This is a genomic window from Actinomadura alba (genome assembly GCF_014323705.1).
GTDB lineage: Bacteria > Actinomycetota > Actinomycetes > Streptosporangiales > Streptosporangiaceae > Actinomadura_C > Actinomadura_C alba.
On sequence record NZ_JABVEC010000018.1, the window covers coordinates 47,708 to 72,016 of the forward strand.

21 protein-coding genes are annotated in these 24,309 nt (G+C 67.1%); 5 read left to right on the forward strand and 16 right to left on the reverse strand.

Going from position 1 to position 24,309, the window contains the following annotated elements:
• Window positions 1-12 precede the first annotated feature (12 nt).
• The 4 genes from HKK74_RS22880 to HKK74_RS22895 form a co-directional block, all read right to left on the reverse strand.
• Entirely contained in the window at window positions 13-1,125 is a 1,113-nt protein-coding gene (locus HKK74_RS22880) for a response regulator (RefSeq protein ID WP_187245335.1), read from the reverse strand.
• 1,173 nt (window positions 1,126-2,298) lie between these two features.
• Window positions 2,299-2,643, reverse strand: a complete 345-nt coding sequence (locus tag HKK74_RS22885; RefSeq protein WP_222722619.1) for a hypothetical protein — start codon at window positions 2,641-2,643, stop codon at window positions 2,299-2,301.
• 1 nt (window position 2,644) lies between these two features.
• The gene (locus tag HKK74_RS22890; RefSeq protein WP_187245337.1) at window positions 2,645-2,815 is read right to left on the reverse strand and encodes a hypothetical protein; all 171 of its coding nucleotides are present in this window, start codon (window positions 2,813-2,815) and stop codon (window positions 2,645-2,647) included.
• Window positions 2,816-3,300: 485 nt separating this feature from the next.
• Window positions 3,301-4,767 carry a DUF6851 domain-containing protein gene (locus tag HKK74_RS22895; protein ID WP_187245338.1) on the reverse strand — a complete coding sequence of 489 codons (1,467 nt, stop codon included), beginning with the start codon at window positions 4,765-4,767 and terminating at the stop codon, window positions 3,301-3,303.
• A 431-nt stretch (window positions 4,768-5,198) separates the two neighbouring features.
• Here HKK74_RS22895 and HKK74_RS22900 point away from each other — a divergent pair, with 431 nt between their 5' ends.
• The 3 genes from HKK74_RS22900 (at window position 5,199) to HKK74_RS22910 (ending at window position 8,371) form a co-directional block, all read left to right on the forward strand.
• Window positions 5,199-6,254, forward strand: coding sequence for a ParB/RepB/Spo0J family partition protein (locus tag HKK74_RS22900; protein ID WP_187245339.1), 1,056 nt, complete (start codon window positions 5,199-5,201; stop codon window positions 6,252-6,254).
• Between the two features lie 297 nt (window positions 6,255-6,551).
• Window positions 6,552-8,048, forward strand: a complete 1,497-nt coding sequence (locus HKK74_RS22905) for a prenyltransferase/squalene oxidase repeat-containing protein (protein ID WP_222722620.1) — start codon at window positions 6,552-6,554, stop codon at window positions 8,046-8,048.
• A 113-nt stretch (window positions 8,049-8,161) separates the two neighbouring features.
• Complete coding sequence (locus HKK74_RS22910) at window positions 8,162-8,371, forward strand: hypothetical protein (RefSeq protein WP_187245341.1); 210 nt, start codon at window positions 8,162-8,164, stop codon at window positions 8,369-8,371.
• Window positions 8,372-8,490: 119 nt separating this feature from the next.
• Here HKK74_RS22910 and HKK74_RS22915 read toward each other — a convergent pair whose 3' ends face one another.
• From HKK74_RS22915 to HKK74_RS22925, 3 genes are read right to left on the reverse strand one after another with little or no spacing between them, the layout of a single operon-like run.
• Window positions 8,491-10,089, reverse strand: a complete 1,599-nt coding sequence (locus HKK74_RS22915) for an FAD-dependent monooxygenase (RefSeq protein WP_222722621.1) — start codon at window positions 10,087-10,089, stop codon at window positions 8,491-8,493.
• 59 nt (window positions 10,090-10,148) lie between these two features.
• Window positions 10,149-11,891, reverse strand: coding sequence for a solute symporter family protein (locus tag HKK74_RS22920; RefSeq protein WP_187245342.1), 1,743 nt, complete (start codon window positions 11,889-11,891; stop codon window positions 10,149-10,151).
• The gene (locus HKK74_RS22925) at window positions 11,888-12,223 is read right to left on the reverse strand and encodes a DUF485 domain-containing protein (protein ID WP_187245343.1); all 336 of its coding nucleotides are present in this window, start codon (window positions 12,221-12,223) and stop codon (window positions 11,888-11,890) included. Before HKK74_RS22925 ends, HKK74_RS22920 begins: the two co-directional genes overlap by 4 nt.
• A 202-nt stretch (window positions 12,224-12,425) precedes the next feature.
• On the opposite strand from HKK74_RS22925, the gene HKK74_RS22930 reads away from it, so the two are divergent.
• Entirely contained in the window at window positions 12,426-13,166 is a 741-nt protein-coding gene (locus tag HKK74_RS22930; protein WP_187245344.1) for a DUF6081 family protein, read from the forward strand.
• Here the strand turns inward: HKK74_RS22930 and HKK74_RS22935 are convergent.
• The 9 genes from HKK74_RS22935 to HKK74_RS22975 form a co-directional block, all read right to left on the reverse strand.
• On the reverse strand, window positions 13,159-13,860 hold the full coding sequence (locus HKK74_RS22935) for an SDR family NAD(P)-dependent oxidoreductase (RefSeq protein WP_187245345.1): 702 nt from the start codon (window positions 13,858-13,860) through the stop codon (window positions 13,159-13,161). The genes HKK74_RS22930 and HKK74_RS22935 overlap by 8 nt on opposite strands.
• Window positions 13,861-14,090: 230 nt before the next feature.
• Window positions 14,091-14,729, reverse strand: coding sequence for an isochorismatase family protein (locus HKK74_RS22940; protein ID WP_187245346.1), 639 nt, complete (start codon window positions 14,727-14,729; stop codon window positions 14,091-14,093).
• 40 nt (window positions 14,730-14,769) lie between these two features.
• Window positions 14,770-15,555 (reverse strand): 2,3-dihydro-2,3-dihydroxybenzoate dehydrogenase, encoded by a 786-nt coding sequence (locus HKK74_RS22945; RefSeq protein WP_187245475.1) that lies wholly within the window; start codon window positions 15,553-15,555, stop codon window positions 14,770-14,772.
• Window positions 15,555-16,745: an FAD-dependent monooxygenase gene (locus HKK74_RS22950; RefSeq protein WP_187245347.1), complete on the reverse strand. Its 1,191-nt coding sequence runs from the start codon at window positions 16,743-16,745 to the stop codon at window positions 15,555-15,557. Before HKK74_RS22950 ends, HKK74_RS22945 begins: the two co-directional genes overlap by 1 nt.
• Window positions 16,746-16,755: 10 nt before the next feature.
• Window positions 16,756-18,072, reverse strand: a complete 1,317-nt coding sequence (locus tag HKK74_RS22955; RefSeq protein ID WP_187245348.1) for a phenylacetate--CoA ligase family protein — start codon at window positions 18,070-18,072, stop codon at window positions 16,756-16,758.
• Window positions 18,069-18,830, reverse strand: a complete 762-nt coding sequence (locus HKK74_RS22960; protein ID WP_187245349.1) for an amidohydrolase family protein — start codon at window positions 18,828-18,830, stop codon at window positions 18,069-18,071. Before HKK74_RS22960 ends, HKK74_RS22955 begins: the two co-directional genes overlap by 4 nt.
• 12 nt (window positions 18,831-18,842) lie before the next feature.
• Window positions 18,843-19,946 (reverse strand): 3-dehydroquinate synthase II family protein, encoded by a 1,104-nt coding sequence (locus tag HKK74_RS22965; protein WP_187245350.1) that lies wholly within the window; start codon window positions 19,944-19,946, stop codon window positions 18,843-18,845.
• A gap of 21 nt (window positions 19,947-19,967) precedes the next feature.
• Window positions 19,968-20,801, reverse strand: coding sequence for a 2-amino-3,7-dideoxy-D-threo-hept-6-ulosonate synthase (locus HKK74_RS22970; protein ID WP_187245351.1), 834 nt, complete (start codon window positions 20,799-20,801; stop codon window positions 19,968-19,970).
• Window positions 20,802-20,816: 15 nt separating this feature from the next.
• Window positions 20,817-22,100, reverse strand: a complete 1,284-nt coding sequence (locus HKK74_RS22975) for an aspartate kinase (protein ID WP_312881686.1) — start codon at window positions 22,098-22,100, stop codon at window positions 20,817-20,819.
• Window positions 22,101-22,313: 213 nt separating this feature from the next.
• Between HKK74_RS22975 and HKK74_RS22980 the strand changes: the two genes are divergently transcribed.
• Complete coding sequence (locus HKK74_RS22980) at window positions 22,314-24,296, forward strand: anthranilate synthase family protein (protein ID WP_187245352.1); 1,983 nt, start codon at window positions 22,314-22,316, stop codon at window positions 24,294-24,296.
• Window positions 24,297-24,309: the final 13 nt, after the last annotated feature.

Below are 24,309 nucleotides of genomic sequence, written 5' to 3' on the forward strand. Positions count from 1 at the left end.
CCACCAGTCGCCTTACCGGCTCAACGGCGCTGTCGCTTCGACGCGATAGGTGAGATTGGGGCCCGGGCCGTGGATGAGCGTGCCGCCGACGGCGCGTAGCCGCGTCGTCAGACCGGCGAGCCCGGTCCCGGGGGCCGAGCCGCGCTGCCCGGTACCGTCGTTGGTGATCCGCAGATGCGCGGTCCGGCTGCCGGTCCAGACCTCGATCGAGCAATGTCCGGCTTCGCTGTGCTGGATGACGTTGGCGGCCGCCTCCCGCGCCACCCAGCCGAACGCCTCCTGGATCGGACGGGGCAGCGCACCGGGGCTGCCACTGACCTCCACCCGCACCCCCATGACCCGGAGGTCGAAGCGCGCTCCCTCAATCTCGGCGGCCAGGTCCCCCAGGTGATACCCGCCGGCCAGGGCTCGTACTTCGGCGATGGACCGGCGCGCGAGCGCGCACACGGTCTCCAGCTCGGCTCGGGCCCGGTCCGGCTGGGCGCTGAGGAGCCGCGCCACCAGCTCGCTCTTGCGGTTGATCACGGCAAGGGTGCGGCCGAGCACATCGTGGATGTCCCGCGCGAACACCAGATGGTCCGCCGTGACTGCGCTCCGCGCCGGCTCCTGGTCGCCCTGCGCCCATTCCCCCAAGGAGCCGAAGTCAAAAGCCGGCGACGGGTCACGGCCGTCGTCGGCGGACGTTTCGGCGATCTGGTAGGCGAGGTCGGGCGCCAACAGCATGTAACCTGCCGCGACGGCGGGGATTGCCGCCAGCAGCTGTTCCGGTGGGGCGTCCCGCATGAGCAGACCGGAAGCCCCGGCCCAGAGAGCGTCGCGGAACTGCTCGTGCTGATCGGGCGGGCTCAGGATGATGACCTTGGGAGGGTCGGCGGCGGCCCGGATGCGCTCGATCGCGGCGATGCCGTTGGCGGGTATCCGGACGCCCATCACCACCACGTCCGGGTGAGCCTCGGCGGCCCGGGCCACCGCCTCCTCACCGTCGGCCGCCTCGCCCACCACGGCCAGCCCGGGAGCAGCTCTGATCACCGCCGCCCACCCTGCCCGGACCGGCATCTCGTAATCGACGACGAGCACGGAACACGTCTTCGCGGCCGCGAGATGCGGCGGAAGGACGTCTGCCATCGGAGTGCCCTCCTTGGGTCGGCGCTGACTCCGAACACACACCGGACGCCGAGATGCCGGTTCCCGCTGGTCACACTCCATACGTACTCCTGGGGCAGGTGGAAGAGGATCCAGCCGAGCCGCTATGACTGTTTGTGATCAAAAAGTTAATTCCGGTCAACGGCAGCAGGTATATGCGTACGCGCTCCTTCCAGGCGATGCCTAATGCACGAACCCCAATACCGCATTTCAGAGGGGTGATGCCACACAAAGCATGGAAACCGTGACGGACCGTGGCCGGGCGGCGCCGGGACACTCCTTCGCCGCGAGCGGAAACCCGGCTCGAAACCCCGCACCCTCTGTCGATTGCCATCGCCACAGGTAGCTGTGACCTCACTGGCAGCACGTGAAAGATCATATAGAATCCCCCATTATGCGGACGGGCCACTAGATCGACTATAACTCCTCTTGATCCCCGTCGAAAGAAGGCAAGCCTTTGGATATCGCAACACAATCGTTGACAGCTGACAGGTCATGTTGTCAGGAATTGCGGGCTGAGGGATGCCTGTAGTGCGCTCTTGCAGGAGCCATACCAGCCGAGTGCTCTTCTAGTTGAGATGGCTGTGAAGTGATCATGTTCGGGCGGCTTCCGGTGAGGCGAGGCCGGTGGGAGCCGGAGCCCGGTGGTGAACAGTGCGAACCCACCGTTCGCCAGCAGCGCCGCAGCCTTGCCACACACCGAGGCCATCCACCCCATAGCGGTCGCCACCCCGGCCATCTACCTCAACATGGTCTCGGGTCCGAACCGACCCGCCCGGACAGGTGCGCGGGAGGCTTCCCCCACGGTGTTCGCCCCGGACCAGCCGCACCCCCTTGGCCTGCCGCATATGTTCGATCACGAGCCGTCAGATCACCGAGGATGATCCGGCGTCGCAACGCCTCGGTCATCGCGGCCTGGGACTCAACGACCTTCCGCGGAACAGCGATCACCATGCGCAACTACACGGCGGCCCTCAGGTCATCAGGCGGCTGCGGAGACTCAAACGCACACCCACGACCCCGCACGCCACACACAAGATCAACACGGGCAACCCGAGTGAGCTACCGCATTCAAGTGACGACGAGCTTGCGAACAACGGAATCCTCCCTATCTCACGGCTTCACCGTCTGCTCTGCTGGGGGCGTGAAAAGCGTTTATTTCTTCATGGCGCAGAGGATGCCATGAGCGGCAATGGAGTTTGCCGGCATTTCGGTTGGATTCTGAGCGATTACCTTCGTGACCGTTAATCCGGATTCCTCCAGCCATTTCTGGTAGGTCGTCGGCTTCTGTGGTGCACCTTGACCCACCGCGCAACAAAGGAAGTACATGAGGAAGAATTCGACCGTGTAGGAGAACTTGACGTCTTCTGAACATATCGGCACTAGAGCCGCCGTCAGGTGAGCGCATCCTGGCATCGTCAGCAGCTGAAGGGCCGTGCGTTCCACTCGGGTGCGGAGTTCGGCATCCAGCGCGGTGATGCGCTTGGTCAACGCGGCCACGTCATGGACGAGTCCGCCGCCAGGCGCGCTTCGAGCACCCCAGGTGCCCGGTCCAGCCGTGTCCGGCGACCGGCAGATCAGGTTCGGCCAGCGTGGCCCGGGCGGCGGCCACCGCGTCGATCGGATCGGGCTTGCCGCGGGTCCGGGCGACCTGCCGGTGCCGGGCTGTCATCTGCGGTGGCACCCGCACGATACGTTTCCCCGGCAGCCGGCAGCCGGCAGCCGAAAGCGCCCGCTCCAGCCGGGCGGTGACATGGCAGTCTTCCAGCGTCGTCGGCGGCCACCGTTGTCTACTCGAGTTTCCGCCCGACCTGACCGGCCAGGCCACCACCGCGCCGCACTCCACCACCGGTCACGCCGCGGCGACAGGATCAGCCCGCCACAGAGAAAGATCGTGTGTGCGGCGGTGATCCGGCCGGCTGGGCTTTCGCCCTGGCCGGGAAGGATCATCAATTGATATCAAGGACGTGGTGGCCGCCGAGCCGGCCGCGGAAGGCCTGGACGTGCGGCCGGCGAAATTCTTCAACGCATCCACCCGGGGCAGCCGTCGCGGAAGGCGTCCATCGCGAGGCTTCGTCGCCAAGCCGGGCAGACAGCGGCCGGCCGCCGACGGAGCCAGAGGGCGCCGTCGGCGGCCAGGGTCGGTAACGAAGAAGATCAGCCGCCGTTCAGCTTGCGCTGAATGAATTCGTAGCTCAGGTCGCCGATCTTCGGTGCGTACTGGGACACCGCCTCAATTGAGGAACGGAATTGCTGACCGCCCCAGAGGTTGCTGATCCCACAGTCGCTGGCGTACTCAGTCCAGCTGTTCCAGTGCAGCGTGAGGTCACTGGCCGGGGTGACTCCCGGTTCAACGAGGGAGGAACCCTTGGCAACGGGAAAGGAGATGTCGATCTTGTCAGTGCCGGTGAAACGTCGCACTTGCTGGGCGTAGGCAAGGCATTCTGCGGCAGAGTCGGAAGGATACTCGGGGTGGTCAGCAGCCTTCATGACGTGGTTGCTTGGCCATGCGTCCAGGTAGCTCCGCCATTCGTTTCCGGTGATGTCGCTGACGGTGCCCTTGTTAGGCCCACCCCATGCCGTTATCTTCGTCTTCCCATACAAGTGATGGATCGCACTGAACGGCCGCACCGAATCGTACTTGCGTTTGAAGTACCACGTCGCGATGGCCATGTCAAAAAAGCCCACGTCGCGAAGGGTGACGAAGTGAACCGTCTTCTCGGTATCGAACTTGCCCCCAATGATTACCGGTGCACCGCCGACAGGACCGAAGGTCTTAATGTTGTCATTGAAGAGCTCGGCGGTCATCTTCTGGTGATCGTTCAAGCTCGCCGATGCTTTCAGGACCTCGTCGGCCTGGCGTTTGTACGCGGTACGGTTGTAGTGGTTGCTGTTGGTCGGCGGAGAGATCTTGAACTGGGCGGGACTGTCGAACGAGAACGGCTTCACGCGGCCAAACTGGGGAAGCGCGAACTCCTGTCCTGTGAAGACGAACAGGTTCGTTGAGAACGTGTTCGGCTGCCAGCGGGATGGGTTGCGGAGCTCGTTTGCGCTGTTGACCGGCTTGTAGCCCGTGTAGTCGGCGTAGGGCTGCCGGTTGTACTTACGGCCGCCTTCATCACCGTCCCGGTTGGAACCGTCATTCTTTCTCGCTGCCAGGGCGTTCTTGGCGGCAAGAATGCCTAGACCGCTTGGAGTGGTCGGGTCTTCCTTGGTGTCGTTCGGATCGAGACCCGCCGATTGCATCATTTCAAGCCATGCGGACTTGTACTGCGGGTAGAGCGCGTTCAACGAGGTGAAGGCGGAGTAGATGACAGCGATGTTCTTGTTGCGCGTCGTGCGTTCGGCACTCGGGCGGCGGCCGAGGTTCGAAAAGATGCCCACCGCCGTCGGGTGATACGGAGCTATGGCGTCAAACCACGGTCCCTCCAGCAAGATGGTGAGATCCCTGTTCACGGGACTGCTGCCCGTGTTCGTCGCACGCGACACTGGAGCGAACTTCGGATAGACGACTTCGACCACGGCGTTCCCTTGATCGAGGTCAAAGCCCGCCGCCTCCCGCTGGGACGCTGCCACGGCATTGGTCAGTGATCCCGCCAGGGCCGCCGCAGTGGCGATGGTCACCGCGTACTTCAGGCGCCGACTCCGCAGCCGCCTCATATTCGTCACCGGAAATTCTCCTCTCGATCAGCTTTCCAAGTCATTGAAACGATGGCCAGCGGAAAGAATCAAGGTCCTTTCGTGGACGAGCGAACGCTTTGGACGGAACGGATCCGGTCGGCCCTGCTACTCGCGTGTCACCAAGTACTACTGAGCAGCCGTGCTCTGCTAATCGCCTGACGCGCGCGTAAGTACACCTTCCCGGTGATGTGGTTCGGCATAGCCGCAAGGGGTTGCGCTCTGACGAAACGAAGTTAGCGGCTGTGCTTCGCCTCGTCCACTGCTCGATCGAGTAGTAGACACTACCCACGTTGGAGCCCTAGTCTCATACTGACCTCTGCAGGACCGATTTCCGTACGAACAATAGCTCCTATATATTGTAGGTGAGTGTTCGGATGTGGAGCAATTCGGAGACCCTGGAAGTAAGCAGCAACTCATCCAGCAAGAGATCCCCCGCGCGAGAGGCGCGTGCGGAAGGCCCGGTCACACTGGACAAGGCGACCCCGGTTTCGGTGCCGATATCCTCGATTCTGCCCGGTGATTCACCTCGACTGGCCGGAGAGAATCCCGAACACGTACAGCTATTGACTGCGGCGCAGGATCTTCCGCCGATTCTTGTGCACCGGAGCACGATGCGGGTCATTGACGGCATGCATCGGTTGCGAGCTGCGCAGCTCCGGGGTGACGAGACCATCTCCGTCAAGTTCTTCGAAGGTGACGACAAAGAAGTCTTTCTGCTCTCTGTTAATACCAACATCAAGCATGGGCTGCCGCTTTCGCTGGCCGATCGCGAGGCGGCGGCCGGCCGTATCCTCGCGATATACCGGCAATGGTCGGACCGAGCTATCGCGGCTGCTACTGGGCTGTCTCCGACGACGGTAAGCGCGATCCGGCGGCGTTCATTTGTCTCAGCTGAGCGGGAGAGCGGCCGCGTGGGGAGAGATGGGCGAGTCCGTCCCGTAGATGGTTCGGCGGGCCGGCGGCGGGCGAGCGAGGTAATCGCCATGAAGCCCGATGCGTCCTTGCGCACCATCGCCAGGGAGGCCGGCGTCTCGGTGGGGACGGCGCGAGACGTGCGTGAACGCCTGCGAGCGGGCCGGGATCCGGTCTTGACCCCTCAGCGCAGCACCACCGAGGAGCGCGGGCCATCCGTCGATGGCGCGGTGGAGTCGCAGCGGCACAGAACGGGCAGCGCCCCTCAGAACATTGACTGGCGCTCGGTGCGGGGCAATCTGAGCAGGGATCCCGCGGTGAAGTATGCGGAGAACGGCCGCGCCTTCGTCCGGTGGATCGACGGTCACGTGGTCGAGCCGGTCGAGTGGTGCGGGCTGATCGATGCCGTGCCATCGCACTGGCGGAATTCCGTCGCTGAGTTGGCTCGATCGTGTGCCGGAGCCTGGCTGGAGTTCGCGCAGGAACTCGAGCAAAGGGCGCGGACGCAACCTGATTAATACTCCAGCCGCACCTGCTCAGTGACTACCACAAGCTCGACGCACCGGCCGACGTGGCGAGGGTGTGGGGCTCTGCTTCTTGCGGGCACGCGGTGCAGTCCTCGAGCTCATCACCGACCCCGGACATTCAGATAGGAGCACGGCATGAAACCACCGAATGTGACGCGCTTGGCCCCGATACCGTGGCCCGCCGAGGTCAGTCCGGATCACGTGCGCCAGGCCACATCCCGGCTGCTCGCAAATGTCAGCGGCAGGGTCGATTCCGACGGCGCGATACGCGAGGAGTGTCAGAGCCGAGTGCTGGAGTCGGCACTCGCGCTGATGCTGATGGCACGCACCGGGTTTGCCTCACCCGCCCGGGATCGCCTGCTCGGCTTCCTCCAGGCGCGGCAGGACGCCCCGCAGGAGCTCGAAGGCGTCCTCGCCACGCTCGCCGTCGGACGGGCCACCGGCCGGGCACCGGCTGGTGACGCTGCCCTTATCGGCAAGCTGACGGATGCGGTGCTCGGTGCCGCACCGGGGTTCATCTCTGCACGCCGTCGCATGATGGTGTACGCGGTGTTGTCGGTGCTCGGGTGCCCGTTGCCGCCCGACGCCGCGCCGACGGCCGACGGAAAGGCCCCCACCGATCCCATGCACTCCTGGGCCGTCGTCCAGCAGGCCGCCGTGACGCTGATCCTCGCCGCCGCCGCGGAGGTCAGCAACGAGGCCACTGCCGCCGCGCTGAGCACGCTGACGGCCACGGACCCGGCGACCACGGTGTGGGAGGGCTATGTACTGATGCACCTCCTGACGCTGCACGGGCTCGCCGGTGTTCCCGGGCAGGAAGCGACCGTGCGCAGCGGCCTGGAGACATTGCTGAGGTACCAGCGCGGCGATGGCGGCTTCCCGTTCATAGTGGAGATACATAACTGGTGCACGTCGACCACCGGACTGAGTCTCGCCGCAGCCGGTGCCCCACCAGACCTGCTCCGGGCGATGGCGGGGATGCTCGCCGCACACCAGGGTGGCGCCAAGCGGCGCTCTCTTTCCCGCGGCCTTTCCCGCGGCACGCCGCTCAGCGGTGGTTGGTCCATGTCCCCCAATGTGGCGCTGAACGACGTTGACTGCACCTCGTCCGCCCTGGAGCTCCTGCATGCAACCGATCCGGCCGCCTTCGGCGGTGCCGTGCGGCTCGGGGTGGACGCCCTGCTGGCCGTCCAGGGCGCCGACGGCGGGTTCCCCACATACGTCGCCGGCGCCGCCTCCGAGCCGTGCATGACGGCGGCGGCCATCAACGCGCTCGCGCCGCATTCCCACACCGCGCCCGCACGGGAACGCGCCTTGGCGTTCCTTGCCGACAGCCAGCTGTCCGACGGCGGTTTCGAGCCAGGGTGGAGCCGCAGCCGCCTGCACACGATATTCCGTGCGCGTCTCGCCGCGTGCACCGCGGGCCCGCACGACCGCCGCACGGCCGACATGGCCGAGCGAATCGAGCGCACGGTGCGCGAAACACAAAACGCCGATGGTGGCTGGGGGATGCAGCCCGGCGATCCCAGCGACGACATCAGCACCGCCTACGGGTTGATCACGCTGTGCTACGGGACCGACCCCCGGTCCATCGGGCGCGCCATGTCCTGGCTGCTCGCACACCAGAACGCGGACGGCGGGTACGGCGGCCCGCCCGACATGGTCGGCCCTCGCCCGTTCCCGTACCACATCCCCATCCTGACCGACGCCCCCGTGCTCCTCGCATTCGGCCACGTTCGCTCCCGAGTTCAGGGCGCGGCGTCCCTGCGCCGGAGAGCGTCATGACAGCGACCGCCACCGGCCCGGTGCCACGGCACGTCTGGTTCATCCCCGATGGGAACCGCCGCTAGGCCGGGCCACCGGTCCGGAATCGAGCGGATTCCGCACGTGGTCAGCTCGTGTCACGAGGCCGGCTCGTCGCCACCTTCTGGACCTCCGGCGTCGAGCCTGGCCACGTCGTGGACATCGAGGCGGCCCGCACCCACGTCCTGCCGGCCGGCCACCCCAACGACAAGACCCTGCCGGTGCCGGCCGATCCCGGCTACCGAGGCGCAGGTCACTGCATCATCATCCCGTTCGAGCAAGCCGCCGCAGGTTCTCAGCGTTGATCACCGCAGCCACAACCGCCTCCAACGCGCCCTGCGCTGCCTCGGCGAACGCGGCTTCGCCCTTCTCACCCAACGCCGGCCAGATCTAAATCACAAACTCTGACTGTGGTACCGGCCGCTCACAAAGCACCTCGTACGCGCTGGACCACGGCAGCCGGGTTCGGGTGGGCCTTGTTCCCACGCCAGGCCACATGATGGTCAGGCCTGAGAAGGACAAGGTCGCGTTCCCATACCTGCCGGGCGCCGGCGTCGTTCACCACGGCATGGCCGACCGGCAGACCTTGAGCGGCCGCCGCTTCGAGGAGCGCGTCCGCGCGGCCGTCGCCGGCGAAGTCGATGAGCGTGAAGGACGGGGCGAAGCGATCATAGATCGGTTTCCCGTCTTCGAGGAGAAGGCTGGGCGGGCGGCCTCCGGGCCAGGTCGTCGGTGTGTACTCCCGGGGGCTCGACGGGGGTTCTGGCGAACCCTCATGACAGACGATGGGCGAGTCGTCGTAGCGGTAACCCAGCTCGATTCCCGTGCACTCGTTCTCGCCCCGCTCGGCATCGAGAAAGGATGCGATGGCCTGGAGCGAGGCGCCCTCGCGAAGGAATGCCCCCGCCTTGAGGTGCACGCCGAGGTGCCGGTGTGACGTGTGCATGTTGCGCAGGCCCACCGGATGGCGTTCGACCTCGTAGCTGTCGAGCAGACTGGAGCCACCGAAGCCCTTGACGAGTGCGGCGATCTTCCAGGCCGCGTCGACCGCGTCGCCGATGCCGGTGTTCATTCCGTAAGCGCCGGTCGGGAACATTCGATGAGCGGAGTCGCCGGCGATGAGGACCCGCCCGGCGCGGTAGTGGTCAGCGATCATGAAGCCGGGGCGCCAGCGAGAGGTCAGCAGCACTTTGTCGATCTTCAGATCCGTCCGCATCGTCTCGAGCAGGAATGCCGCCGGATCGGCCGGTGGTGTGTCGAACTCGGACGGCTCCATGCCGTTGACATGCGCGGTCCAGGTGTCCACCTCGTCCTGGGCGATGATGATGTACCTGAAGGCGAAGTAGTGCCAGAACCGCCCATGCCGGTGCAAGGCGTCCAGATCGCGGCTCTTGAAGTGCACCATGAAGGCGCCCGGCAACCCGGGTACGTCGAAGCCCTCCTCGCCGATGCCCACAGCCTTGCGGACCTGGCTCGACGCCCCGTCGCAGCCGATCACATATTGGGAACGCAGCCGGACCTGGTCGTCGGTCATCACATCGACCAGGTGGCCGGTCACCACGTCGTCGTCCTGGGTGAGGGAGTCGAACCGCAGGCCGCATCGCAGATCGATGAGCGGATTGCGCCGGCAGTGGGCACGCAGGACCGGCTCCAGATCGATCTGCGAGATGCGCTGGCCGGGCACGGCGGGCTGAGTGCCGTCGTTGTGCTCGGCGATGCGTCGCCACTCCTCGGACACCGAGGGAAGTCTCCACGTGGTGATCGGCTCACCGGCGAGGCCGGTCGACCAGATCACGTCGGATCGGTGCTCGGGCGCGACACCGGCGGAGCGGACGTCGTCAGCGATGCCGAGTTGCCGGAAGAACTCCATGCTGCGGGAGTTGACGTAGTCCAGCTTGGGATGAACGGATGTCTCGAAATCCTGGTCGACGAGAACGCAGGACACGCCTTGGCGGGCGAGCGCCAGAGCAGTGACCATGCCGACCGGGCCCGCGCCCACGACGAGAACCGGTACCGGATCCACGTTTGACCCTCCCGAAGAGGTGTGGGGCGGTGCGACCGCCCCACACCGTTCGCGGTTGTTCAGTGTGCTCCGCTGGGCGTCCGGCTCCCCCGGTCGCGCTTGTCCGCGCTACCGTTGGGCACGCCCACGCTGCCGGTCGGCAGGTTCGCGCTGCCGGTGGAGGGGTCGTTCCGAGGGGGAACGACGGCACCCGTGAGGGCACGGACCTGCATCTCGGCGAAGCCGGCGTCGTTGCGCTCGCTACTGGTGATCGTGCCGAGGTAGCCGAACAGGAAGCCGAGCGGCCCCGCGATCAGTCCGGGTTCGATGTCAAAGATCTTGAAGTCGCTGTTGGGCCACCAGGAATTGGGGTCACCCGACACTCCGTTGGAGAACGCGACCATGACCACGGTCACGGCCAGTCCCCCGTAGACCGTCCACATCAGTCCCCTGGTGTTGAAGCGGCGCCAGAACAGCGAGTAGACGATCGCCGGCAGGACCGTGGAGGCCCCCAGGTCGACCACTGTCGGAATGAAGATACGGGTGAACACCGGCACCATCGCCGCACCCGCGACGAGGGAGACGATTCCGATGACCAGCACGTTGCGCCGGATTTCCTTCAGTTCGGCGGCCGGTTCCGGCTGCCGGCCACGCGCCGCGTTGATGTCCTTGGTGTAGGACGTCACCGCGTTGATCAGCATGGCTGCGAAAATAGCGGCGACCGAGATCATGGCGACCCCGCCGAGCAGGCCGGACGCCCACTCACCGCCAAAGTCGTCCACGAGCCTGGGCAGGGTGGTGTCGCGGTGGTGGTAGTTCGTGCCGATGCCCTTCGCGCCGAGTAGCGCGACGGCGCCGAGACCGATGATGATCAAAAGCTGATAGAACCCGGCGGTGAACATCGCCGCCCAGCCGGCGGACCGCCGCGCGTCCCGTCCGCTGGTCGCCACGTAGTAACGCATGAAGAGCCATGGCATCCCCATGCCCCCGATGACGACGGAGACGAGCTTCGACAGGTGAACCCACGGATCCTGCCCTGAATTCGGCGTGGAGTTCTCGCCGAACAGGCGGCCGGGGCCCAGCAGATCGTAACCGCGCTTGTCCGGATTCGCATTGGCCTCGGCGTCATCGAGCAGGTCGATGATGTTCAGCTTGTACTTGGCCAGTACCACCACGGTCAGCACCACCACGAAGCTGCCCACCAGAATTGCCTTGAGCACCAGCATCCGGGTGACTCCGGGCATCCCGCCCATGTACACCCAGAGAATGGCGACCAGGCCGACGACGACCATCGCGACGGCCGCGAGGGGAAGGTTCGCCTCGGGGCTGGTGTCGAACATCCGGGTGGCGACCAGACCGATCGCACCCAGCATGGCGACCATGAACATGGTGTAGGTCACCAGGGTGACGACCGCCGACGCGATCCGTGCCGGGCGCTCTCGAGCGCGCAGCACGAACAGGTCGCCCATCGTATGCCCGCCCACGTTGCGCATCGGCCCGGCGTAGATCAGCACCCCGAGCACCGAGCCGACCGCGAAGGCCGTGACGAAGAGAATGGCGTCGTAGCCGTTCAGCGCGACGTGCCCGATGATGATGATCACCGTCGAGTACATCATGAACGCGCCCATCATCGCGAGGGCGTTCTGACCGGCGCCGACCCTCTTACCCGCGAGGAGGAAATCGTTCGGGGTGCGTATGCCGCCGCGCGCGGCGTTCACGAGAGCGAACACCAGAATTGCGAGGGGGATGGCGACCGCGATGGCGATCGCGGGCGCCGCCCATGTGTTGTCAATCGGGGGAGGAGCCGCGAGAACACCTGTCATCGGAGACCTCCTTCCAGGTCCGCCCGGATCCGCTCACTGAGGGGGTCCAGCTGAGTACGGGCGAATCGCATGTACACCGAAGCGACCACCACCACCAGGTTGAACGACAGGAACACGGCCAGCAGGCCCACGTTTATGGGGCCGACGAGGTCCTGCCGGTAGAAGTCCGGCGCGAAGGCGGCGAGCAGGATGACGAGGAGCCACCACCCGTAGAAGATGACGCTCGCCCAGCCGATGAAGGCATTCGATCTGCGCCGCAATGCCGTGAACTGGGCGCTGTCAAATACCGCGACATAGCGGTCACCGTCCGCTGCCGAGTTCTTCGTGCCCATGACACCTCCTCAATCGAGGACGTCGTGACGACGACGTCGTGACGTGGTGGTCAGTACGGCGGCAGTCTCGGTCACCGCCCCCGCGCCGGGCATGGCCCATTCACGGGATTTCCGGCGTGCAGTGGAGAAATGGCGTGCCGCCCCGGCCGAACCGCGTGAACGTGTGATGTCCGCCGACGACGGCGGGGCCGATGGTGTCTGCATGACGTCGGCACTGAAGACCAACGCGTGGACGTACGACGACTTCACGAGCGGCGAGCTCGATCCCACACGCTGGAGAATCATGTCGATAACGGGAGCCGACGGCGAACGGCACCATTACCAAGATCGCAACGCACGGGTGCGTACCGGTTACGGGCGATTGGAGCTGACCGTCAACCCGTTCACCCGCTTCCACGACACGGACCCGAGGCAGAACAACGCCAAGCAGATGTACCGGTCCGTGCGGCGCTTCGCCGTGCCGGCGGCGGGACATCTGACGTTCGAGGTCGAGATGGGGGTGCGGACCCACGGCCAGATTCCCTATGACCTGCTCGACGCCTTCGGGACGGTGAACCTCTTCGACCTGGAGACCGGCGTCGTACTCAATGCCGCCGCGACCAATGACACCGTTTACGCGGTGGTCGAACGACTGGTGATCCCCGGCGTGACCCGTCCGCACGAGCACTACATCCACCGGGTGGTTCTGGATGTGCCGACGGAGCCGGGGCGTGAGCACGGCTACGCCATCACCTACCGGGCCGAGACGTCGGAGGTGGAATTCCGCGTCGACGGCCGACTCGCCTATTGGACGCGGCTTCCGGTGCCGGTGACGGGCCTCAACGCCGGCATGGCGCTGTTCTCGGCCAGGGATCTCTCCCGCTACGCTCGCGCGCAGCGGGAGCACGGGCAGGGCGCGACCGGCTGGTGGGGGCCGTGGCGGATCACGACAAGCGTCAGATGAGCACGTCTCCGCCATCGATGTTCAGGTTGACACCGTTGATCGAGCGGTTCTCCAGCAGAAAGGTGATCGCCTCGGTGCAGTCCTGCATCGTCACCGGCCGCTTGGTGAGCGCACGCGTTTCGGCGGCCTCGCGTGCAGCGGGTTTGTCACTCCAAAATGGCGTGTCGGCGACAATGCTCGGGTGCAGAGCGTTGACCCGGATGGGAGACAGTTCCACTGCCAGCGTTCTGACCAGCGCGCTGATGCCGCCGTTGGCGGTCGTCACGGTCGTGGAGCCCGGATAGGGCCGGTGACTGGCAAGGCCGCCGAGCAGTACGGCCGCACTCTCGTCGGTCATCCGCGGGGCGAGAGCGTGCAGGACCGCCGTATAACCGGTGAGTTTGACAGTCAGCAGGCGCGTCGCATCGGCCGCACGATACTCGCGAACCGTGTTGTAGTCCCGGTCGAGCGCCGTGAGCACCAGCCGATCGACGCGTTCCACGTCGGCCAGCCCTGCCATGATCCGTTCCGGGTCGGCCAGGTCCAATGCGAGTCCGCGAGTCCGCCCGCCGATCTCATGGGCGACGCCTTTGGTCCGATCCTCCGTACGGCCGGTGATGACCACGTCGCTTCCTCGTTCGGCGCACGACTGGGCGAAATGCCGCCCGATTCCCGACGTTCCGCCGATGACGACGACATGAGTGCGATCGGACATTGACGTGTTCCTCCCTGCCTTCGGTGTCACGGCCGGATGGCCGATCAGGCGACCGTACTCCGCCCCTACAACAAACGTTCACCCGCATTCGCGGTATTTCGTTTGCTCTGCGCGGTGAATCACGTGAACAGGTGATGGTCTCGCGTGGGGGAAATCGGTGAGCGTCGATGTGGCCGGTACCAATGGGAATTCGAGGCGCATGAATCAGGGGGCACGACGGCCTCGGCCGGCTAGGTCTCCAGCTCGGCCAGCACGTCGGCCGTGGACAGCGGCACCGCGCAACGGTCCGCGGCGTAGCGAAGCGCCATGAGATGGTCGTCGAGAGACAGGTCGGCCAGTGCGTCCGCCACGAGGAACGGCTGGATGTCGCGGCTGAACGCGTCGCAGGCGGTGATGAGGCACCCCATGTGCGCGTAGACGCCGCAGACGATGAGCTGGTCCCGTCCCGACCGCCGTAGCCGTTCTTCCAGGTCACTCCGGAAGAACGCGCTGTAGCGCCACTTGGTCAGCACCGTGTCGCCCGACTCGGGGGCGACATCGTCGGCGATGCCGCGGTCGGCCTCGTCGACACCCATGCCGGGACCCCAGAAGTCGTGCAGCAGCCCGCGGTCCTGGCGGCTCATGCCACCCGGCTGTGCCGTGTACATCACCGGCACTCCGGCCGTACGCGCCGCCGCGAGCAGCTTCGCGATGTTGGCGACCAGCTCGGTGAGCGGAGCCTGCCCGGCCGGAAACGGGCGCAGGAAATACCGCTGCATGTCATGCACCAGCACGACGGCCCGGTCCGGACGCGGGCGCCACGGCACCGCCGCGCTAGGCAGATCGCCATCGCCGGGCATGCGGTACGGCGCGATCGGGGTCATGGCCATTGTTCGCCTCCTGTTTCCGTCCGATTTCCCGCCGATGACGTCATACGTGCAGGGCGGCGCCGCCATCCACGTACAGGTCGTGCATCGTGACGTGACCGGCCTGGTCGGATACCAGGTACGCGACCGCCTCGGCCACGTCACGCGGCTGGGCCAGCTTCCGCAGCGGAATGCCGACGCGGTACGCGGCCGGCGAGCCCTCGATCGCCTGGCTTGGATCGGCATCCTCGCCGAGCATCGAGCGCAGCATGGGCGTGTCGGTCGAGCCGGGCGAGACGACGTTGCACCGGATGCCGTAGCCGGAAAGCTCCAGCCCCAGACACCGGGTGAACTGGGCGGACGCGGCCTTTGAGGCGGCGTATGCGGCCATCTCCATGCGCGGCACGCCGGCGGCGTTGGACGCCACGGTCACGATCGCGCCGCGGCAGCGGGGGATCATCCGCCGGGCCACCGCACGGGACACGTTGAACACGCCACCCGCGTTGACCGAGAAGGTCTCATTCCACTGCCGGTCCGGCAGTTCGACCACCTTGCCGGTGTGCAGGACGCCGGCCGCGTTGACGAGGATGCCGATGGGCCCCTGCTCGTCCTCGATGCGCCGCACGAGCGCGTCCACCGCCTCGCTGTCACATACATCGACGGGGTAGCCGCGGACCGACTCGCCCTCGGCCTCGAGTTTGGCCACGACGGTGGCGAGCCCCTCGGCGTTGCGATCCACGGCCGCGACGTGCGCTCCCGCGCCCGCCAAGGTGCCCGCCACGGCAGCGCCGATGCCCTGCGCCGCACCGGTGACCAGTGCGACCGTCGACTCGATTCCGGTCAGTTCCATCATGAGCTCCTGCTGGTCGTGGCGGCTTGCTCGGCGTCGTACCCGAACAACCACTGGTGCCGGTCCAGGCCCGATGAGGTCTGGGCGGCGGTGTCGCGGCGGCGCTGCGCGTCCCCGTCGGCCAGGTGGAAGGTCTTCGCGTTGTCCCGAGACCGGCGTTGGATCTGGCTGGTGCGGGGAAGGCGTATCCGCTCGTAGCGACGCAGGGCCGCACCGAGGCCGTCGGGGCCCGCCTCCGCGAGGCAGACCGCGAGCACGACGGCGTCCTCGATCGCCTGGTTCGCGCCCTGCGCCTGGAACGGCAGCATCGGATGTGCGGCATCGCCGATGACGGTCACCCGTCCCGAGCTGAGCCGGTCGACGCTCTCGCGATCGTGCAGCGCCCACCTGCTGACCGTCTCCGCCGCGCCGATCAGCCGTGCGACGTCCGCGTGCCAGCCCGCGTACGCGGCCGCGAGCTCAGCGACGTCACCCCGCGCCGACCAGGACTCCTCCCGCCAGTCCGAGGCGGCGACGGTCGCGCCGAAGCTCACCTGCCGGCCGGACGACACCGGGTAGCACACACAGTGCTGGTCCGGTCCGAACCACAACTGCACACGGGGCTCGGTGAGCAGATAGGGCACCCGTTCGGCCGGCACCAGGCCCCGGTAGATCGTCTGCCCGGAGTACCGTGGCTGATCGGCCACGAGCTGCTCGCGCACGATGGAGTGAATGCCATCGGCGCCCACGACCAGATCCGCCGTCACCGTCGTACCGTCGGACAGATGCAGCCGCGCCGCGTCGGCGTCCTGCGTTATGGCGACGCAACGGGCACCGAGGTGCACCCGGTCGGGTGGAATGAGCGAGAGCAGGCTGCTGTGCAGGTCAGCGCGGTGCAGGGTGTAATAGGGCGCCCCGAAGCGGCGGCGGCACGGGCCGCCCAGCGGAGTGCGTTGCAGCAATGTGCCGTCGTCCCAGCGGCGCATTTCGATCGCCTGCGGTGCGACCGCGACGGCGCGCAGGCGCTCTCGCAGGCCCAGTCGGCGCAGCAACCGGGTGGCGTTGGGCGCCACCTGTACCCCCGCCCCCACCTCGGCCAGGCGCCCCGCCTGCTCGTAGATGTGGCAGTCGATCCCGGTCCGGCGAAGGGCGGCGGCGAAGGCGAGGCCGGCGATTCCGGCCCCGGCCACGGCCACCCTTATCTGCGGCATGTCGTCCCCATCAGTAGTAGAGGAGCGCTTTGCCCCAGTCCTCACCGGGCCCGAACAGGCTGCGCGGCTTGACCACGTCGGGCATGGTGGTCAGCGCATCGTGCGGCACCAGAGTCCCCGGAGCCAGCCCGACGACATCGTTGTCGACCCCGAACACGGCCCGCACCGAAGCCGCCAGTTCCGCTTGGGCGTCCGCCCGGTGCTCCTCGGGTACCTCGATCTCGATGCGCAATACCGTCGGTTCCGCCTTCGCCCGCCAGAACACCACCCCGTAGGAGTCCGGGAGGGAGAAGACGAGCTCCTCCAGCCGGTGCTGGGTGATCGTCGCGGCACCGACCTGGTAGCCGAACGCCGCCCTGCCGAGCACCTGGACCGTGGGTAGGTCCCATCCGCATTCGCAGTCGCCGTAGGAGACCGACACGTTGTCTTCGAGGTTGTAGCGCAGCAGCGGCATCGCCTCGCGGTACAGCGGTGTGACCACGAGCTGGCCCTCGCCCTCCGGACGGACGGTGCCGGTCTGCGGGTCGTACACCTCGAACAGCGCCCGGTCGGCCCACAGGTGCATCCGGCCGTGCCGGCACTCTCCGGCGAGGCTGCCGGTTTCAGTGGAGCCGTACTCCTCGATCACCGGTACTCCCCACAGCCGGCTGATCCGAGCGCGCCGGGCGGCGGTGAGCGGCTCGCCGCCGACGAACAGCGCACGCAGCGCGGGGAAGTCGGCGCCGGGCCGGTGCCCGGCCGCGGCCGCCGCAGCGGCCCAGATGAGGCATTCGGTCGGCACCGACCAGGTCAGCGTGACACCCAGGTCGTGCATGACCCGGACCACGCGGGCGTACGGCATGGCCAGCGATCGATTGTCGCCCGGCACCACGGTGGCCCCGCGCAGCCGGCCGGCGGCGTGCGCGAGATGCCCCGTCAGCAGCAGCGCGTAGGGCGTGCGCACCAGGAAGATGTCCTCGCTGGACATGCCGATCCACTTGCGGGCGAAGCGCTCGGCCAGGTCGATCCAGTCCTCCGCCGTGTAGTAGGACGGCGTGGCCTGGCCGGCGGTCCCGCTGGACTCGTGGTAGGTGGCCAGCCGCTCTTTCGGGACCGCCAGCATGCCGAAGGGGTAGTTGTCCCGCAGGTCCTGCTTCGTGGTCAGCGGCAAGGTGGCGAGGTCGGCGGCGGTCGCGGGCAGGGCCGCCGAGTTCAGCCGCGAGCGGTAGAAGGGGGAGCGGGCCGCCCAGGTGACGGTTTGCGGCAGCTGCTTCTCCTGGAGGCGCTGCAGGTCCTCCGGCCCGTTCCACTGGCCGAGCTGAGGCAGGCTCGAACTTGGGTCATTCACGGCTTCTCCTCCCCTAGCAGTCGATGCGCGTTGTCCCAGGCGATCTGCCGCCACTGCTCGGGCGGTATCCGCAGCGCCTGGAACTTGGCCAGCTCCACGGCCGGGTGCTGGAGCGGATACTCGGAGCCGAACACCACCCGCCCGGCGCCGAGGCGGCTCAGCGCCGCCTCGGCCACGCACGTGTAGCCGCCGGAGGTCTCCAGCAGGATGTTGGGTTCGTCTCGGATCAACGTGAGAGCGTAAAAGTCGATGTTGCCGATACCGCTGTGCCCTAGCACGAAGCTCACCTGCGGGAACCGGCGGGCCAGGTCGACCAGGTCGGCCACGCCCGCACCGCGACGGGTCAGGCACACCACGTACACCGGGTGGCCGAACTCGGCGGCCACACCGACGAGCGCCACGACGCGCGGGTCGGTCAGGCCGACACCATGCACGGCGGGCGATACCTCCAGGCCGCGGAACTCGGCTGCCCTGGCGCGGTACGCATCGGGCGAGCGGTGCGGATTGGCGAAGAAGAACGGCACCAGGCGCCCGTCGGTGCCCTCGCAGGTTTCCAGCACCGCGTCGTTGTCGGCGTCGGTCTCCACGTGCCCGCCCTCGATGAGCTGGCGGGACAGGCGGTCCAGGTCGATGGTGCCGCCCGCGCACACCACCGCCCGCTCCAGCCCGCACTCGTCCAGCGTCGACAGGAGCCGCTCACCGGCCCCGGTCCGCGGTGCCAGGCGTACGTGGAAGTCCAGAACGGGTTGCGCTGCCATCGCCGTCACTGCTCACTTCTCGATGCAGAACTCATCGATGGGGTAGCCGACGTGCCGCTGCTCGACCGGCAGGTAGCCGAGCACCTTCGTGCCCGCCGTCAGATCCGTGACGTTCAAGACCTCGCCGCCCGGCCCGAGCACCCGTACGTGCCAGTCGTCCTGAACGATGAGGTTGACCTTCACACCCGAGGGCGCGACCGCGTCGATCGCCAGCAACGGCCGCGACTCGATCTTGACCCGGCCCACCGTGACGACCCGTACCCGCCCCTTCGAGTCGACGGCGAGCACCCTGCCGCCGGAGCCGAGCTCGCTGAGGTAGTTGGTGCGTCCGTTGGCCGACAGCGTGTACGAGTGCAGCGCACCCGCGTTGACCCGGAACGGCCGCGTCGGCATGTACGGAAGCGGATGGGTCTCGCTGCAGCACAAGATCATACCGGTGGAGTGCGAGCCGACGAGAATGCCCTCGTCGAGCCGGAAGTTCGTGCAGGTGTCCACGCACGCCCGTTCACCCATCCCCACCCGCCGGATCCCGGTGACCTCCAGCTCCACCAGCGACAGGTCGGCCGCCTTGCTCACCGCGGCCGCCTTCAAGTCGGTGGCCTCCCCCACGGCGCGAGGCGCCAGCATCACCCCGTCGGAGCCGTGCTCGAGCACACCGAACACGATCTCCGCTTCCTCGACATCGGCCACCTGGGTGATAATGCTGCCCTCTGCCCCGGCCGCGGCGGCCAGCACGATCTCCAGCGGGATCTTGGTGGGGTCACGAAAGTACAACAGGCTCCACCGGTCCAGGCGCGCCGCGCGGCAGGCGTCCTCGAGGCTGTCGGCGTCGGTGATCTCCACGTACCGGCCGAACTCCACGTCGGAGTACCGATGTGCCAGCTCAGCGGGCTCCCCATGAACGGCCGGGTCGACGATCACCAGGTCCGCAGGGGCCAGCTTCTCCGGCAACGGCTGGTTCCGCGGGAACAGAACCCTCTTCACCGTCGGAGGAAGCGGCTCCAGGTCCGCCGGATCAGCCGCCACGATAGCGTCCACCCTCTGGTGGACCGCTTCCTCAACAATGGCTTCCTTGGCACCGTCTGCGTTACGGATGTCCAGCCAGCACAGTTTCACAGGTATCCCCTCTGCGGAAGGTCAGGGCGTCAAGGACGTAAGGGCAAGCCGGTTGTTCACGCCGTCCCGCTCCGGGACGTGCCGCGATTCATGCACCAGCCGCGCGATCGTGGCCGCCATCCAGCCGGGCTGGTCGGCCTGGAAGACGTTGCGTCCCATGGCCACCCCGGCCGCACCGCCGCGCAGCGCATCGGACACATAGGTGAGCACAGCGTCGGTCTCGGTCATGCGCGGGCCGCCGGCCACGATGACCGGGATCGGGCAGGCCCGTACCACGTCGGCCATCTGCTCGGGTGTGCCCGCATAGTCGGTCTTGACGATGTCCGCGCCGAGGTCGGCGGCCAGCGACGCGGCGTGCGCCACCAGATCCGGCGCCCGCGAGTCACTGATCTTCGGTCCCCGGGCGTACATCATGGCGAGCAGCGGGACGTTCCAGCGGTCGCACTCCCCCGCCACGGCCGCCAGGTCGGCGATCTGCCGGGCCTCCTGGTCCGAACCGAGATTGATATGCACGCTGACCGCGTCGGCGCCCAGCCGCAGCGCCTCCTCCACGTGGGCGACCAGATACTTCGCGTCCGGATCCGGAGCGTGCCTCGTGCTCGCGCTCAAATGCACGATCAGCGACATGTCGCCGAACCAGCCATGATCGACATGACGGAGACGGCCCTTATGCAGAACCACGGCGTCGACACCGGTGCCGGCGAGCTCACCGAGCAAGGCGTTCAGATCGCCACCGCGCAGCGGCCCGTCTGCGACAGAGTGATCGAGCGGCACGACGAGCAGGCGCCCGTCGCCATGGCGAAACAGGCGTCGCAGGCGGAGACCTCGAGCGAACGAGGCGTTGTGTACAGCCACTGTGTCCTGCCTCTCTCAAGCGGTGGCGGAACGGCCGGGGGTCGCGGACGTGCCGTCTGTCGGCTCATCCCGGTCAAGGTGGAACTCGCGGTGCAGGGTCTCGACTGCATCGACGGTGCGCTCCAGCGGCACGATCACCGACAACCGCATCTGGGAGGTGGAGATCCAGCTCGTCGGAATTCCGGCCGCGGCCAATGCCGCCATGAGCCTGGCCGTGTACTCCGGACGGCTGAGCAGGCCCATCCCGACCACTGACACCTTGCCGACGTTCTCGTCGAAATGCACACCCCCGCCGAAGGCGGCCGTCACCTCGTGCAATGCGGCCCGCACGGGGTCGGCTTGGCTGCGGCGGATCGTGAATCCCATGCGGAACTCGTCTTCATAGGGCCCGGACCTGGCCACCAGGTCCACCACCGTCCCGTGGGCCGCCAGCGCCTCGAAAACGTCGGGAGCCAGGTCCCGGCGGATGTCCCGGCAGTGCACCAGCACGCGCGCGACGTCGGTGTCGTGGGTCACCGCCATGACGGCCCGCCGGGTCTCCAGCGGCCGACCGTCCTGCCGCTCGACGATCGTCGTTCCGGGCGCCTGCGACAACGCGTTCCGGACACGCACCTCGACCCCTTCCATGGCGGCCAGTTCGATGCAACGGGTATGCAGAATCCGTGCGCCCGCGAACGCCATCTCCGCCATTACGCCAGGTTGGACCCACGGCAGGCACCGAGCCGCGGGAAGGATGCGGGGATCGGCGCTGAAGACGCCGTCGACGTCGGTGTAAATCTCGCAAGCCGACGCGCGCAGTTGCGCCGCCAGCGCCACCGCGGTCGTGTCAGAGCCGCCGCGCCCGAGCGTGGCGATGTCACCGGCGTGGTCGACCCCCTGGAATCCGGTGACCACGGCGACCTTGCCACCATCCAGAGCCGCCCGCACACGCGCCGCCCCGATCCTTGCGATGAGCGCATCGCCGTGCCGATCGGTCGTCCGGATCCCGGCCTGGTGACCGGTCAGCGAGATCGCCGGTATCCCCAGTCCATTCAAGGCGATGGCCATCAGAGCCGCCGACTCGCCTTCGCCGACTGCCAGCAGTTGATCCAGTTCCCGGGACGGACCCGCCGGGCCGACGTCGGCGGCCAGCCGCAGCAGATCATCGGTCCTGCTTCCGCGCGCGGAGACGACGACGACCAGCGACGGCCCATTCCGCCGGGCCTCCGCGATGCGGAAGGCAGCGTGACGAACGCGGTCGAGCGTCTGCAAAGAAGTACCGCCATATTTTTGGACCAGCACATCCACAGTCGTTTTCACCGCCCTCGTCGAACTGGTATGGCACGACAGTAATCGCGATGCACCTCCCCGCCCACTACCTGCGCGAGTAGTACCACTTTATTCAGGTGTTCACGCCATGCCGCCGGGGCCGTTACCGGGAACACGCGATGGCGGCTTCACGTCATTGTGCGACGCCTTTTCGCCGCCGCAGAATCGAGGGGGGCGATCTGATCTCACGCAAAGGGGAGCGATATGTACGGCACGGATTCGAGTATGGCCGGCCCCCCGGATGTTCTTACCGGCCTCGGCGAGGACGGGCGTGCCTTCGCCCTGCTTTACCGGCCCGGCTCGGCGCAGAACGCGCACGTGGAGGTCCTGACCGGCGAGGTCTGCGGCGTGGACGGCCTCGCCGAGCTGCCCCTGCCCGGCCAGCTGACGACCGGCGCGCAACACGACCTGCTCGTGGCGATTCCGTTCCGGCAGATCACCGAACGCGGGTTCGCCTGCCGCGACGATCATGCGCCCTTGCTCGCCATGCGCGTCCACGAGCAGGCCGAACTCAGCCGCAGTCAGGCCCTGGCAGGCTTGCCCGAGCAGAACGTGCGCGTGTCCGACGCCGGATTCGATATCAGCGATGAGGACTACGCGGCGATCGTCAAGCGGGTGCTGGGCGATGAGATCGGACAGGGTGCCGGTTCCAACTTCGTCATCAGACGTTCCTTTGCCGCGCGGTTGGACGATTACTCGGTTCGCACGGAACTCGCCATCTTCCGGCGGCTTCTGACCGGTGAGCTCGGGTCGTACTGGACGTTCCTGTTCCACACCGGCACGGGAACATTCATCGGCGCATCGCCAGAACGACACGTCAGCGTGGCCGACGGCACCGTTTCGATGAACCCCATCAGCGGAACCTACCGGCATCCCTCGACCGGCCCGGACATTTCCGGGCTCCTAGAGTTCCTCAACGACCCGAAAGAGGCCAACGAACTCTATATGGTCGTCGACGAAGAACTGAAAATGATGGCCCGTATGTGCACCTCTGGCGGCCAGGTTCATGGCCCATTTCTCAAGGAAATGGCGCGCCTGACCCACTCCGAATACATCCTGACCGGTCACAGCGATCTCGACGTACGCGACGTGCTGCTAGAGACCCTGCTCGCACCGACCGTCACCGGCAGTCCGCTGGAGAACGCCTTCCGGGTCATCAGCCGCCATGAAACGACAGGCCGCGGATACTACGGCGGCGTCCTCGCGCTGATCGGCCGCGATTCGGCGGGCAGCCGCACGCTCGACTCGGCGATCATGATCCGGACCGCCGAGGTCCGCGATGACGGCCGGCTGCGCCTGGGCGTCGGCGCCACCCTCGTGCGCGACTCCAACCCCGATTCCGAGGTGGCCGAGACCCTGGCCAAGGCCGCGGGCATGCTCGAAGCGCTCGGCCTCGCACTGGAACGTACCGGCACCGGCGGCGAGCCCACGGCGGTGGGAGCGCACGCGTCACCTGCCGGCCATCCCCGGGTGCGCCAGGCACTGAAGACCCGCAACGCCACGCTGTCCCGATTCTGGCTCGACGGAGCACACCAGAGAACACCGGACCCGGCACTGGACGGGCGGCGTGTGCTGGTCGTCGACAACGAGGACACCTTCATGGGGATGCTCGGCCATCAACTGCGAGCCATCGGCGTGCGGACCACGATCACGCGCTTCGACGATCCGCTGCCCCCGGAGGGATTCGACCTCGTCATCGTCGGTCCCGGCCCCGGCGACCCCCGCGACGAGACAGACCCACGCATGAACACGCTCCGCGCGCTCACCCGTGACCTGCTCGCCGGCACCGTCCCGTTCCTATCCATCTGCCTGGGCCACCAGATACTCGCCACCGAGTTCGGTCTTGAAATCGTACGGCGTGCGGTGCCCAACCAAGGCGTCCAGAAGCTGGTCAACCTGTTCGGCCAATCCGAACTCGTGGGCTTCTACAACACCTACGCCGCCCGCGCCGAACACGACTTCATACCCGGTACCGGGCGGCGCAAGCCCATAGACATCAGCCGGAACCCCCGAACAGGCGAAGTGCACGCCCTGCGCGGCGCAGGATTTCGATCCGTGCAATTCCATCTCGAATCCATACTCACCCAGCACGGCCCGCAGATCCTCAGCGACCTGCTCACCTCACTGCTAAGGGAAGCGGGAAGTACCGGCGTTCCTGGTGCACGCGTGGGAGTTCGTCGCCAGTAAGCCGACGCACATG